Origin of the sequence: Geofilum sp. OHC36d9 (assembly GCF_052400685.1) — a bacterium.
Lineage (GTDB): Bacteria > Bacteroidota > Bacteroidia > Bacteroidales > Marinilabiliaceae > CAZHHH01.
In genome coordinates, this window is record NZ_JBQTGJ010000022.1 from 1 (window position 1) to 16,190 (window position 16,190).

Below are 16,190 nucleotides of genomic sequence, written 5' to 3' on the forward strand. Positions count from 1 at the left end.
GCTATTTGTTAACATGGCAATTCCTTTTTTTTTCATTTTACTTGACTTTTTACGTCAAGCTATTTCAGAATATGACAGCGAACCATCATCCCCAAGGGGCGCAAGGCTCGGAAACTCCCCCAAATGACCGGATACAAAGGAATAGCCAAAAAAAATATAAATCGATACACAAGGCAACGAATCAAAAAACATTCTTCTCATTTACCGCTGTCACAAAAATGAAATGGCAATGCAAAACCCTTCTGAAAATAATTTCAGCCGCTGAGCTAATGGAGAATTCCACATTCATAAACGACAAAAAAATAGCAATGGTGAGAAATTTAATCAAAGTCCTCTTTAATCATATATCACGTTAAACCACAACCGCATTTATAACACCTAATAGGTTTGTTAATTGTTAAATAAATAATCACCTGGAAACGAGGGTGTAAACACCCCCAACTTCAGTATTCAGGGTTTTAATTTCATCGCCAATCTTAACTTTAAGAACATTACCTGAATTAGAGGTAATCTCGACAAAACAGAGCTTTCGGTTCTGCCATTTCATATCAACCACAAAACCACCACGCGCCCTGACGCCTTTCAATTCGCCGTCGGCCCATTCGTTGGGTAAAGCCGGCAACAAATGAACCATTCCATTCTGACTTTGGATGAGCATTTCCGCAATACCGGCAGCCGCTCCAAAATTACCGTCAATTTGAAAAGGAGGATGCGCATCCATCAAATTAGGATAAGAACCACCCCCACCCTCGTGATCGGTATTCAACGCATCACGAAAAATCATTTGCAGCATTTTATAAGCATGCTCCCCATCGAGAAAACGAGCCCAGAGATTAATTTTCCAGGCCAGGCTCCACCCGGTACCATCATCGCCCCGAAACACCAACGAACGACGGGCGGCCGACATCAAATCAGGTGATTGTTGCCAGTTAATTTCGTGACCTGGATAAACACCCCATAGATGAGACACATGACGATGCGTACTTGTGGTATCATCAATATCAGCCAACCACTCCTGTAACTGGCCAAACTGACCGATGTTATCAGGGGCTATCTGAGACAACTGATTTTGAAGAATTTCGGAAAACTCCTTGTCAACGTTAAGAATCCCGGCGGCTTCAATCACATCACGGTATAAAGTTCTGATAATTTGATGATCCATAGTTGGACCCGCCACAAGTCCGCCATGTTCAGGTGAATTAGACGGCGTACTGATTAAATAACCTGTTTTAGGATCTTTGACAAGAAAATCCACAAAAAATTCTGCGGCTCCTTTCATTAAAGGATAAGCCTTTTCGCGCAAAAAAGCCGTATCCTGCGAATACAGATAATGTTCCCATAAATGAGTTGTCAGCCAGGCTCCCCCGGTAACCCAGATACCATGATTGGAATTATTAATTGGTGCGGTGCCACGCCACTGGTCTGTATTATGATGTACCACCCAGCCATTGGCTTTATAGTACTCACGCGCCGTTGCCGCACCTTTTATGGCCAGATCTTCAATCATTCCAAATAAAGAATAATGGCATTCATCAATATTTAAAACTTCCACCGGCCAATAATTCATCTCGCAGTTTATATTAAGCGTGTATTTGCTGCCCCACGCAGGGAACTTTTTATCGTTCCATATACCCTGAAGATTGGCGGGTTTAGTCCCTTTTCGTCCCGAAGACAACATCAAATAACGGGCATATTGTAAATATAATGCCGCCAAATCGTTGTCGGGTGATACTTGCGCCTGTCGGATGCGCACATCGGTAGGCAAAAGACGCTTATCCTTACCACCCAAATCAATATCCAAACGATTAAAATACCGCTTATAATCAGACTCATGTCGTGCTTTTATGGTATCATACGCAATGGCTTTGATCTGATTCAACTGTTTCAGGCACAAGGCCGATGGATCACCAGAAACCTCATCGTAAGAGACATAATTTGTGGCAGCCACTAATTTAAGCAGTGCTTCATCGGCGTTGGTGACCCTAACACGCCCATTTTTAGTAACAACAACATCACCCCCTAAAGTCGAAACATGAATATACGCCGAGCCTTTCATAACACCATTATCCACTTTAACATCAATAGCTAAGGTATTAGCATCAATCTTCCGGAGGCCATAATTTTCATGAGGAGATTCAAAAGACACATTAAAACTAAGCGAGCCTTTGCGACTGGCAGATAGCTTTACAGCAATTACATTATCAGGATAACTTGCCAACACTTCACGTTGATAAGTGGTGCCATCCACATTGTAGGATACATAAGCCAAAGCGTCATTCAAATTCAGACTACGACGATAATTGGTGTAATTTTCATGTCCCGGAAACTGAATCATTAAATCGCCAAAAGGCTGATAATTGGCTTGATATTGCGGATAATAAGGCGGCTTATGATCTATCACCCTATATTTCCAGGCCCCTTCAACAATAATGGTATCCTGAATAAACGCATTCAATCGAAGATTCATTTTGTGCGGCTTAACCCTCACGCCGTTAAAGCCTCCCGTTGACACATAATTGTTTATTAAAACAGCAATCACATTCTCACCGGTATGAAAAACACCTGCGGGAACCGTATAGCATCTATTCCCATTTTCGTTGAACGTTGAACCCACCAGCAAGCCATTAATAAAGGTAAAATCCTCATCCTTAATACGCCCCATCTGAAAAGTCACCGGCTTATTGGCCCAGTTATCAGGGATAAACACTTTTCGACGAAAAAGAACACTTCCATTCAAATCGGGCAGACCATGTCGCTCCCACACACTCTTATAGTCAATCAACATTTCAGGCCATACCGCGTCATCAAAATCAGACTTCACCGCTTCTTCTACAACAGAAAGATGCAATACACTATCAGCCCATGCCTTACGTAAATTCTCAAATTCATTTTCATACGAAAGCCTGCCCATAAACGTTTTTGCAGCCAATAGCTCAGCCTCTTTTTGTTTACCTTTAAAAAGCAACGACCGGATCTCATTCAGATGCAGATAAGCCTTATTACGGTTATAATCACGCGGGCCACTGTCCCACAATGTTTCCTCGTTAAACTGAAGATGTTCGCAGCCAGGTTCGCCAAATACCATTGCACCCAACCGGCCATTACCGATGGGCAAAGCCTCCTCCCAAACAGAAGCCGGATGGTTGTACCACAGCTCAAAATCATCGGACGCCTCACGTCTCATTTTACATGAAAAGGCAACAAATACAATAAACAAAACAGGAAGCACAAATCTTCTCATAACAAAAAATTTTAACTTAAAGCCGCAAGTCAGAGTTTGACTATTTCAATTTAAGACAACCATTGACTATCAATCATAATAATATCTGCGAATTCACTATTGTCCGGTAAAAAATATATTCTCCATTTAAGTGCTCAAGCCGCACCGGCTTTTACTTTTTTTACTCATTGAGGTTTTTATTTCAAAGGAATTCGTGATCCGCTTCGCTCCACTACAGCAAAAAAAAGTAAACAAAAAATGCCGCCGCTGCAAGTAATTTCCTAAAAATCAATTTCATTGTCTAAAATCCGGGAACTCGCTTCGCTCAAACAGCCCGGATTTCTTTACGCCAATAAAATTGATTTTCTTAACGGAAATTTCTTGAGGCGGAAAGCAACCCCAATATCTCCTAAAATCTCTGACTATCACATTGGATCTGGGTTCTAATCATTTCTCTAAATTTTTACCGGACACCAATGCTGCGAATTATAAATTTTAACGAACCATCTGGAAATAAATACCAGAAATATTGAAATATCACATTTATTGAACCGTCAGTTCGTCCAACTGCTGCGTACAAATTTCAACGGGTTTCAGCAAACCAAAAGGAACCATGTAGTAGTTATCATTCCATGCATCAGTTTGTTCCCCCTTTACACGTAAATCGTACCAATCACGATTTCCACGGCCGTTAGGAAAACCGCCTCTGCCTGAAAAGGTAGCAGGGCCAACCCTATTCATCTCTTTCCATACATGATGATGAGGACCCAACAAATTACGCAGCGAGTTAACCAACGTTACTTTGACACTATTTTCACCTTCATGAATACTGCTGGTAACATCCATTTTATAAGGCATCCACACCAACGGGGCATACTTATTTCCATTAATTTCGACCTGTAAAACAATGGCTTCATAGTCCGGGAAATTAAAAACATATCGGGTCGACGAGTTGATCGAATCCAGAGTAAAAGAAGAAGTCAACTCAACCGCGCCGGCATAAAACGGATAACCTTCATCAGTGAGGCTCCCTGAAACAGAATCTCTTTCGCCGTCGATAAAAAAAGCATCGAAAACATGCACCGGACGAATAGGTGAAAGCCCCGACCAATTGCGCTGATTATCAAACGATAGTTGCTGAGTTTTACCAAACACCCCAAAATCGCCCATCAGATAAATGCTTTCTATTTCAGTACCATACCGATCGGCCGGCTTCATTTCTTTGGGTTGTGGCGCTTTAAAAATCAATGACACATCGACACTATTCACCCCAACATTCACCCACCGGGTAATCTCGTTGGTTAAAAATTTAGTATCAATATAATATTGGCCGTTGCAGAACTGTTGTACATGGTTATTTATCCGGACATTCCCGTTAGTCATTGATTCTTCCACAACCAGGCTCATCTTTGAGGGTATGGTTTTCACTTCAAATTCGTAGTGCAACATCAACGGGCCATTATAACCAGCATCAGTCAGCCGTTCATGAATGCCAATAACAGGCTCTTTATCGCTAAACGTCAATCCGCCATCGGTTGAATACGAGGCAAAATCCAAGGTCATAGCATTTGAATTGAGTCGTTTTGCAGACCACTGACCTGAAGTAGAATCAACAATTGCTATGGAAGCAGGCACCTTGTAGCGTCCTGACAGTTCAACATCAGAAGAGAGCGCCCCAGTGGTTATCCAGGCTAAAGATGAGGGAGCAAGCTCAATTTCAAACCAACCATTAGTTTGAGGCTTCAAAGTGTAACATTTAACAGATTCAGGTTGCCATAAAACAGGGTTATCATCAAAAAAACGGCTTCGTACAAAAAACCTTTTACTATCAAACATATCCTGATTCATCAACATCACCAAATGACCATTATCAACTTGCCTGTGACTCACCCATATTTCCTCAGCATCCGCTCCTTCAACCTGAACTTCAGGGCTTATGAGTTGCTGTATATCAAAATTAAAACTATCCGGTTTAAGCGAAATAACATCCTTTTGTAATTGACTCAAAGCCTTTTCATTCTTTATCCCATTTAAAAATGAAGGAAAACGTTTACCCAGATGAGCCACCTTGCCCCCATTTTGTAAAAACCTTACAAGCAAGTCCAGTGTTGATTTACGCATCTCAATCATATCAGGAATAATGACCAAACTATAGTGCATAGCGCCCACTTCAAGAATTTCATCTTTTACTCTGGCAATGTCGGCTAGGATTTGCTCATCGCCAATGTCATAATCAAAATGAGCAGACTGAAGTCGTAGGAGTACCTCTGAAACACCTTTAGTAAATTTAGCATCTTCTGAGCCTGCAATAAATTCGCTTTCGAGGGGACTGAGAACCAACACCTGCGGTTGATACTCGCCCACCGTTGCAGCATACGAGATGCGTCCCTGATAATCTTCCTCCAATTTATTGTAGGGCCAGTAAGGCTGATGTTCTGAAAAAGCAGGTGGATAGTCACGTTTACGTAACCCTGTTAAGCTGTACTGTGTGAGGTGCGGTACCAAATGATTAATTCCATTCATGGCATGCCAGTTAGCGATACGCTTACGATCCTGAAAATTCATATTGTGTCCGCTAATACCGAATAACTCACTCATACGTCTGGGAATACCATACTGATTCGCCACAGACGTCATACGTCGCGCCGTAATTAAACGGTCATCGGTTGACATGCCCAGCATATCGATACCAGGGATTTGCATATTTCTATAATGAAGCATCGAATTACCGATACGATCGCGCACCTTGGTCAAAACATCTTCTCCCAGATAGTGACCTACAAACAGACCGTTATGATCGCCCATATACTGTCCCATTTGAGCCGAGAAAGAACTCTCAAACTGCGCTGCGACAGCCGTATAATACTGCCAACGAATCTCACGCCAGTTGTCCTTCTCCTCGAACAACAAATTCACTTTATCCATTAAATCAGTCCCATACATCTCTTCATAGCGTTTGCGTACAACAGGCGAATATGACACAATACCCTCATTGGGTGTGTTTTTATCAAAATACCGGGCATGAATGTGTGGCTCGTCCGAAAAAATGGTAACGGGATATGGTAATTGACTCTTATACCGATCTAAATATTGCTGATGGGTTAAATGAATAAAAGTTGTCACTGTTTCGGGATTCATCAAATCAACATACGAAGTACCATTAAACAGCGGATTTCCCGGTTGAGCCGTATAACACACATACCTGTGCACGTCATCCTCCTTTAAGACATCGGCACCTTTAGGCAGGGATACATCTTTAGATAAACGCACCAGTGATTTAGCTCTAAAATCATCAGAGGCCAACGGAACCGCTCCGCCGGCAAAACCACTTGGCCAACGGTCTTCATCATAAAACCGAATCTGAACATCGGCCTCCAAAGCAGCTGCCACAGCGGTATCAACGGCCTGCCACCACTCTTTTTGCAGATAAGGCGTTAGCAATCCTTCGCGACTGTGAAAATAAAAACCACCAAACCCTGCCGCTTTAAAATGATGAATCTGTCGTTTCAATTCTGCCGGATCAAGCGTATCGTTAACCGAATAAAACGTAAACGACCTGTATTGATTTGGTGGATCAACAAATTTAGAGTAATTCAAATTTGCTTCGTAGTCGCCCTTCATTTTGGGACCTATAATCTCTTCTTTTGAACAAGACTCAAGACCAAATACTAACAAAACCGCAACAGAACATAACCCTATCAATTTTATCATAACTAACAGGTTTAAAAAATAAACATAAGAGAGCCATGCTGAATGCCTGAAACTTTTGCAGCCTGTGAAGAAGGTCCAACGAGGTCGGTATTGTTAACCTTATTGCGGACAGCCGGAATCACATCCAAAAATGAGATGCCCGTTTCAGGTAAGGTATATAACAATGCATCCCGACCATCGCGAGGCGTATAAACGCCAAGATATGGCGTACCTCCTTCATTGCCAATAGCAATATTGCCTTCGGTTGTCGAGAACACGGCCCATTGCCAGTCGCGGAAATAGCCTTTAAATTCCGGGTAAATAAACGATTCACCAGGAATTGCATCATTATATTTATTTTCCCAAATGCCCAGTGTAGTGCCTCTCAGCCTGTTTTGCCAAACGCGATATGGCCCTTGTCCCAAATAACGGACAGAAACCATCCGGGACTCCGGATAATCAAACCTGACGCCCATTAATTCCACAATTCCATCATACCTGTAATCATAATCAAGTTGAATTGTTCCATTCGAAAAAATACGCCAGACAACTTTTTGTAAAGCTCCGCTATATTCAGACGCTATAATTACACAACTATCAGTCTGGAAAGAACTAAAATGCGTCAATTGTGAGTTCACTACAATTTCGGGATAAATGCGATCAACATTGTCAGGCAAATTTTCTTCGACCCATCCATCCAATGAACGGTCGCCCCGCCGCGCGGCAACAAATTGAGGTCCGTTACCAAACGAGATGGATTTCCCATCTAGCTCAACCCCCTCCAGATAACCTGTTGCAGTATTAAAAGTATACTCTGAAGATCCGGCATTCACCACCAACAGACTATCATCTTCTGCCGTTTCAAAATGACCTGTTGATAGAGGGGCAGGCACAGCCCTCACCCGCTTCAATTCAAAAGACCAGGTCCATATCTCATCGCCAGAGGGATCAGTTGCAGTTACATACAACACATTAGCCATTCTGGCATTTGCCGGAAACGAAAGTCTAACCTCTTGGCTTGCCCCAGGAACCACATCGGGCGAGTCTATGTTGCCTTTTGCTAAAACAACACCGGAGTTTTGATTATCAGTAATCGCCGGGAATTTTTCCAGCTGATAAGTAAATTCACAAGCTCGCAAATTGATAAAATCGTATCTATTCTCAAAGATAAGAATACACGTATCCGGTGATATTTCATTTTTTGGATGGATGCACACCGGCGACCACACTTCCCGAATGGTATTAAAGCTCCCTTCTTTTTCATGATGAGGCCCAACGATGCCATCGGCGCCATGATTTCCATCCGTATCAATACGGTTATTTTGATCCGTTCGGGCCACCCCTTCATCGGCATAAGCCCACAAAAAGCCACCGGTACAATTGGGATGCTGTCGCATCATCTCCCAATAATCAAACAGACCAGCACCATGACCGCCGTCATAAAGACCATGCAAAAATTCTGTGGGCATAAACAAATCCTTTCCCCGCAAATATTCCTGTGTCTGACCAAAAGACCGATAATGCATTGTTTCAAGTCCATTTAACTCCTGCTGCGGATGTATCACAGGTCTGTTCTGAAGATCATACTTACCAAATTCGGAATCCAGTTCAGTGTTCCAACCGCCCTCGTTACCATTAGACCACAACAATACCGAAGCATGATTTACATCGCGTGTAATCATTTCCTTGACCAATTTACGACCAACACCAGTATCGTAATGGTTATGCCACCCCCCCAGCTCATCAATCACATAAAGGCCTAACTCATCACAGGCATTCAAAAAATCAGTATCAGGTGGATAATGAGACATGCGCACGGCATTCATATTCATCTCCTTAATTAACCGGGCATCTTCATAGTTTAACGCTCTATTCAATGTACGGCCAGTTTCAGGCCAGAAACTATGACGGTTAACTCCTTTCATCATAATACGAGAGCCATTCAGATAAAGCCCATCTCCCTGACGAATTTCGAATGTTCTAAAACCAATTCGTTCTGTTTTTTGATGCAACAATTGATCATTTCTGAACAAAGAAAAACGCACTTGATAAAGATTAGGTGTTTCGGCCGTCCATTGGCTAATTCCTGCAAATTTTGACTTTAGATTTACCTGATCGGAACCATCCCCTATCTTCGATAAAAATGGTTCACCAATTATTTTTCCGTTTAAATCAAACAATTCTGCTTTTACAGAATAATTACCTGTTACACCTTCCGATAAAAATACATGTGCTTTACAAGTTCCATCGGCTTGAGCCGACACAGCCACCCTATTAATAAAACAAGGCGGCATAACCTCAAGATACACGGGCCGGAAAATACCTCCAAAATTCCAATAATCGCCCCGTCGCTCAGCCATATTAACACTAACATTATCAGACTCTTTACTAACTAAAACAGACAGCTGATTTAACTTACCAAACTTCACATAATTAGTAATATCATATTTAAAGCGGTAAAAAGCGCCCTGATGAGTACCCACCTTTTTACCGTTGATGCGTACTTCAGCATCGGTCATTACTCCCTCAAAAACGATATATATTCTTTTACCACGCCATTGAGACGAAACATCAAACTGATGACGATATTCACCCTTCTCAGAGGCAATCAACGGATCGCTTTTTTTACCATAAAAATTCACACCATAGCCATATTCCCCAAAACCTTCCTGCTCCCAGCAAGATGGCACTTTTATAGTACTCCACTCATTACTGTTACGGCCACCGGTGCAAAAAAAGTCCCAATTAACGGCATCATCAAACCCCTTACCTGAAAGATAAATTCTTTGTGTCTCCACACTCTGGGGTACAGCGGACATAAGACCTATCCAACTGACCAGGATCAGCATTCCCCATTTTTTTAATTGATTAAAAACCATCTCTTATACTTTTAAATATTTACAGCCTGACTTAATGAACTCCGGCTTATTTTAAGTCCTCGACAAAACATCTTTCGAACCTGTGCTTGCAAAAAGCTCCAACTTCTGCGTTATGCTTATTCTCAAATAAATCATTTACCCTAATAAACTCACATTTTCAGGACTTCTAAATAATTAATTTAAAACACTTAACAACAGACACTTCAATATTATCGCCAACACTCGTTAACAAATCGAAAATTCTATTTTTTTAATATCAATATTATTGAACCTTCACCCAATCAAAATACATCTCTCCTTCTTTCAATGGCGTTAGTCTAATTTCATAAATACCGGCATTAATGGTCGTCCCCGTATCTGTACGCAAACTTTTCCACTTCTCCGAAGATGGAGAAAAATCCAATATCCCCATCCACTGAATGGTTTCATCCGAAGAAACAATTTCCATTTTGACAGGGATAGCATCATTACTCAAATTCAGGTATCTGAAATGCAAACCGTATTTAGAGGCCAGTCCAACAGAAAAAACAAATGAGAGCCTGTCATGTCCTTCACGTTGAACCATCACACAGTCTTTATTCTTATAATAAACCACACGCGCTGTTGCTCCATTCATATTCCCATTACGGGCATAATATGTGTTAGTTGGTCTCAAATCAATGGCATCATCCATCCCATGTGCCGCATTAACAGCTATAATAAATTGACTATTTGTAGTAAAAACAGGCACCTGAATATTGGCTCCTGCGGGGAAATATTTTTGATACACCTGATAAACACCATTATGTTGCCCCGTTATTACGATACTGTCATTAATACTATTCCAGTCAAACATCTCATCCGGCATTATTTCAGCTTTATTAACAGCTGCATAGACACAGACATTGCGAGAAACGGTAAATGACAATTTTTGCTTATCAACGCTATTTTCCAACTGTTTTGGATATTGAATCCATTCGGCACCATACAAATCAGGAGGTAAATAAGAGAACTTCGAAGGGCTATCCACAAAAACAAGGTCGCCTGTTGACAGCCATTTTTTGGAAACCGGCGATTGGTCACCAGATAGTAATACAATATCCTCAATCAAATTATGTGCAGGCGGCGCAGCCTTAACCAATTTGTCATCCAACGACGACACAGCAATAGCCGAAATAACAGCCTGCGAAGCTTTAACGCCATTAAAGCCAATTTCCAGACAGCCTCCGGTCACCTTTACAATTGCGACTTTTTTCAAAGCCTTATTAGTTCCAACCTCGTTCCAAATATCAAGGTCATCAACCAGTGTCAGGCCATTGGCAACCACATCAAAAAGCCGCCAGTTTTTACATGACGTGGCACCCCCAACGCCATACCAGGGCTCCATAAAAAACAGTTCCACCCGATAGGTTCCGTCCGGTATCGGAAACCGGTATCGTAGCCCCTCCATTCCATACCGATAAGTTTGAAACAAAGGCCACTCACGAGTTCCGGTAACAGGTGAATAAGATTGTCGTTGACTGCCATAAAAAGGTGGCATATCATTGAAATAATCAGTCCAGTTAAGAGAACCCCACGACGTTGAATCCTGCCATTGCACATCACCCAGCCAAGTATTACCATGTTCGTCGGCATAATCATCACCGCCGCAGTTAACGCGATAAATATAATGACCATTAGTTTGCGGAATAACAAGCGACTCATGAGTCGACTTCAACTGCGCAATACCAGGTGCTTTATGCAGATGGTTCAACAACACCTCATCAGTAGCGACAGGCTTTCCGTTATTATAGCCCACTGCGTGTAACAAATTATAAACCACCAAAACACTATCCCATTCAAAATGAAAGCCACGCCCTGGATTTTTAAGTCGTCCCAAAGAAGAACCATTAATATCATTAAAAAGCTCGACTTCTTCGCAATTTGAAAAAACAGAAATACGACTTTTTGTTCCCGGTAAAACAAATCGGTCGGGCCATGAATGTCCGGCAATATAAACCATCGGGTCTTTAACGCCATCTGCATAATTAGCCCTATACATATAATACACATCGAGCGGCTCACCCCAAACTGTAAAAAGCCCTTTATAGTTCACTGGCCCCACGCGGTCCAACGCTCTAAATCCTTCGCCGCTTTGAGTTCGACCGGGATTTTCATGCGAAGCAAACAGCCACTGTATATGTCCACATGAACTATCAGAAACACTTTCAGCCAGACGAAGCTTCATTTCCATCAGTTGCCACATACGTTCTTCGGTGTAACTGCCTTCCTGATCAAATTCACCTTCGGCATGCCAGTCAGCACTTCGCCAGGCACCATATTCACCATTAAAAGCCTGCCGTTTTAAATCTTCATCATATTTTTCAGGTTGCCCGCCGTAGGTCCCCGACCAATTTTGAACCACATTCCAATCCGTGCCCGTTCCGCCATTGCAAGTGGTGACCAACCTTTGTGTGGATGCTGTAGGGTCCATTTCCCTGAAAATTTCGGTGCATTCACGGGCAAAAGATTCGGGTAATACGCTCTCATTCTGTAGCCCCCATAGAATATTGGAAGGACTGTTGCGTCGTTCTTTGATAAAATCACGCAGACAGGCTTTAAAATTATCACGAAACTCAGGAGTGTCAAACCAAATATGAGCCGACATTTGAGGCCACCATAGCATCCCGGTTTGATTCCACAACTTATTATACCTTAAATTGTGAGGCTGATGAGCGTCTCTAAAAAGATTAAATCCTGCTGCTCTTATCTGTTCTACACGCGACTGAACCATTTCATCGGTAAAAGAATGACTACGCCCCATAAGGTGCTCATATTCTGCCGTACCATTCAAAAAGAAAGGCTTCCCATTGACATAAAAACGATTGGTGGCTTGCTTTCCCCGTAACTGTTTAAGATCCCATTTCACCCAACGAATCCCATACCTGTCGTTCACCTCATCCAAAATCTTTCCGCTTTGATACAACCTTGTTTGGACGGTGTAAAGATACGGCCGGTCCGGATGCCATAACACCGGATTTTTGACCGGACTAATACTCGCAAATGACGTAAGAGTCTGACCGGCCGCGATGGTAACCTTTTTCCTTATTTCAGCGACTAAATCACCTTTATTATTTAAGAGTCGGTTCTCAATCACAATTAAAAAATCACCATCCGAATAATTTTTCACTTCCGTATTAACATAAATCTGCGCTTCCTTATCTGTTACTGTTGTATCATTCCAAATATGAACACCAAACGGTTCTACCCGAACAGATGCTGTTTCGATTAATTGAACCGGACGAAAAATTCCCAAAGGCTGGCTCCCTTCCGAAAATCCCCACTCCGAACTACATCCGCCACAAACCCATGGGAGATCATTAATATGAGCGGGTTCATCAGCCCGTACAGCCAATAAATTAGCATCACCTTCGGCAATCGCATCAGTGATATCAAGCGTAAAAGTAGTACGGCCACCGGCGTGATAGCCAACCTTTTTACCATTAACCCAAATTGTAGCATAAGATCCAATCCCTTCAAAAAACAAAAAATATCTTTTCTCCTTCTCAATTTTTGAGATCGTAAAATATCGACGATACAAGGCTGAACCATGCTTATTTCCATGCTTTAAACGGCGGTATCCATAGTATTGATCCCAATTGTGCGGTACAGTGACAGAATCCCAACCTATCAGCCCGAAATCCCTGTTTTGAAAACCATTATACTTTTCAGCGACCGTATCCGCAAGGATAGAAACCCATCCTTGATCTAATCTTCTAACATTTCTAATTTCAGCATTGTATGGTTGACAACTTACCATAAAGGCAAGAGAGATTAAAACAATGATTCGCATCATCAATCGGCTTTCAAATTCAGTTATGGACCAGTTCATTATGAAGGGGAAAAATATTTAGTTTATAAATAATGTTATCGTTTTCACATTATTATACTCCAACATTTCAAGATATTAAACAACGACAATATATGAAATAATGAAAACGTTTAAAACGCAATTATATTTTTAACCCGGAAACTTTGCAATAATTCACACAAAAAACTTAAAAAAACGAATAATGTAACTCACCAAATAGCAGATGCGGCAATGTGACTGGTATAACTTTCATCCAAAAATTGTATATTAACACCTGAAAGAACCAGGAGAATTACTTCACACACAGGTGCATGATTAATTTGAGAAAGTTTCATGTGACCTTAACAAAACAAATTATAAAAGCATGAAATTAAAAGTACTGACAATTGCGCTAATTAGTCTGTTTACCATTAAAGGATTCAGCCAATCGGCCACCGAAATCATTAAAAAAATGGATGACAAAACACAAGGAAATTCAAACATAAGTGAAATGTCGATGGCCATTGTCAGACCCAAATACACCCGAACCATTGAATTTAAAAACTGGTCGTTGAAACGCGATTATTTCATGACCTACATAACCGCTCCAGCCAAAGATAAAGGTCAGGTTTTTATGAAGTATAAAACCGAAATGTGGAACTACACGCCATCAATAAACCGAATGATCAAACTTCCGCCCAGCATGATGTCACAGGGGTGGATGGGATCTGACTACAGCAACGACGACCTGGTGAAGCAATCGTCGGTAGTTACCGATTACAACCATACGCTCATAGGTGAAGAAACCATAGACGGACGCATGTGCTACAAAATTGAAATGATTCCCCATCAAACCTCGAACATTGTTTGGGGAAAAGTATTAATCTGGGTGGACAAAGCACTTTTCATTTCTATGAAAGCCGCCTATTACGATGAAGAAAACTATCTGGTTCGAACCGAATACGGAAAAGACATTAAGACATTTGATGGCCGCAAACTAACTTCAGTTATTGAAATCATACCGGCAGATGAGCCCGAAAACAAAACCATTATTACCATTAAATCCATGGACTTCGACGTGGATGTTAAAGAATCATTTTTCACCCAACAAAATATGAAACGCATTCGATAACCCACAAAAAAGTCTTTCCATCAAGGAACCTATAAAATAAAAATCATGAACAGAATTGTGAGCATGGCCTGGCGTAACATCTGGCGAAATAAGCGACGCACACTAATAACCGCCTCATCAATATTCTTTGCCGTTTTTTTTGCCATCATAATGCGTTCGTTTCAGTTAGGAACATACAGTCACATGATTAAACAGAGCATTGAAATGTTTTCGGGGTACCTGCAGGTACAAAATCCGGATTATTTTGACGATCCCAATCTCGACAACTCCTTTGAGCTTTCACCTGATGTGTTAAAGACCATCCGGACCACCCCGGGCATAAAAGTAGCTGTTCCGCGTATCGAATCGTTTGCACTGGCATCAACTGGACACCAAAGCAAAGGCATAGTAGTGACCGGCATCGACCCTTTGAAAGAAAAACAAATCAGCAACCCCGAACACATGCTGGTACACTATAAACTAACGCCTGAATTGGTGACAGCAGTCTTAAAAGAGACAGACTTACCCCAAAAGCAACAAGACCTATTATTACTGCACCAAAACAGCATTTACAACAATCTGGACAGACTAGCACTTGACCTGGGTTTAAAAAGCAACGAGATAAAACCCTATAGAGAAGTGTTTGAAAAATATTTTAAGTTTCCGGGAACGCATCTTAACCCCGACGACAAGGGGGTTTTAATCAGTTACAAGTTATCTCAGTTTTTGCGTGCCTCGGTAGGCGATTCGCTGGTGCTTATTGGTCAGGGATATCATGGAAATTCAGCCGCAGGTCTGTTTCCTGTTCGGGGAATAGTGCATGTGCCTTCACCCGATCTGGATAACAAACTCATCTATATGACACTGAGTATGGCACAGCATTTTTATTCCCTGGACAACCATATCACATCTGTGGTATTGAACCTGACCGATGCCGGACAAATGAAGGAGATTCAGGCCAGTCTATCCAACAAACTGCCAAAAGATCAATATCTGGTAAAAAACTGGCAGGAGATCAACCCCGTTTTAAAACAACAAATTGAAGGCGATAATAAAAGCGGACAAATCTTTGTTGGAATTTTATACCTGATCATTTTCTTTGGCATATTTGGAACCGTACTCATGATGATTACAGAACGTAAACGCGAATTTGGTGTATTGGTGGCCATTGGCATGCGAAAAAGAGTGTTGGTAACTGTTGTGGTACTTGAGATGTTTTTTCTGGGTTTAATCGGTACCGTATCAGGAATGCTGGCTGCCATTCCCCTGGTACTCGGTTTTAACGCCAATCCTGTCCGCATTACCGGCAATATGGCTAAAATGTATGAAGATATGGGTTTTGACCCGGTAATGCCTACGGCACCCATTGAACATTACTTTGCCTGGCAGGCCCTCATCATTCTGATAATGGTGCTGGCAGCCTGCTACATCCCGTCAAACCGTATTCGTAACATCAAAATAGTAAAAGCCTTAAAAGGCTGA

At 41.7% G+C, this 16,190-nt stretch carries 6 protein-coding genes; 2 read left to right on the plus strand and 4 right to left on the minus strand.

The annotated features are described in order from the left end of the window. Window positions 1-409: 409 nt before the first annotated feature. From ACT3CD_RS15305 to ACT3CD_RS15320, 4 genes are all read right to left on the minus strand, one after another. Window positions 410-3,241, minus strand: a complete 2,832-nt coding sequence (locus ACT3CD_RS15305; protein WP_444646527.1) for a glycosyl hydrolase family 95 catalytic domain-containing protein — start codon at window positions 3,239-3,241, stop codon at window positions 410-412. Window positions 3,242-3,763: 522 nt separating this feature from the next. Next, window positions 3,764-6,931, minus strand: coding sequence for a hypothetical protein (locus ACT3CD_RS15310; RefSeq protein ID WP_444646528.1), 3,168 nt, complete (start codon window positions 6,929-6,931; stop codon window positions 3,764-3,766). A gap of 11 nt (window positions 6,932-6,942) precedes the next feature. Next, window positions 6,943-9,789, minus strand: coding sequence for a glycoside hydrolase family 2 TIM barrel-domain containing protein (locus tag ACT3CD_RS15315; RefSeq protein WP_444646529.1), 2,847 nt, complete (start codon window positions 9,787-9,789; stop codon window positions 6,943-6,945). A gap of 262 nt (window positions 9,790-10,051) precedes the next feature. Continuing rightward, a complete protein-coding gene (locus ACT3CD_RS15320) occupies window positions 10,052-13,603 on the minus strand; it encodes a malectin domain-containing carbohydrate-binding protein (protein WP_444646530.1) in 3,552 nt (1,183 codons plus the stop codon). A 379-nt stretch (window positions 13,604-13,982) separates the two neighbouring features. Between ACT3CD_RS15320 and ACT3CD_RS15325 the strand changes: the two genes are divergently transcribed. Both ACT3CD_RS15325 and ACT3CD_RS15330 read left to right on the plus strand, forming a co-directional pair. Next, the gene (locus tag ACT3CD_RS15325) at window positions 13,983-14,729 is read left to right on the plus strand and encodes an outer membrane lipoprotein-sorting protein (RefSeq protein WP_444646531.1); all 747 of its coding nucleotides are present in this window, start codon (window positions 13,983-13,985) and stop codon (window positions 14,727-14,729) included. A gap of 45 nt (window positions 14,730-14,774) precedes the next feature. Next, window positions 14,775-16,190 (plus strand): ABC transporter permease, encoded by a 1,416-nt coding sequence (locus ACT3CD_RS15330; RefSeq protein ID WP_444646532.1) that lies wholly within the window; start codon window positions 14,775-14,777, stop codon window positions 16,188-16,190.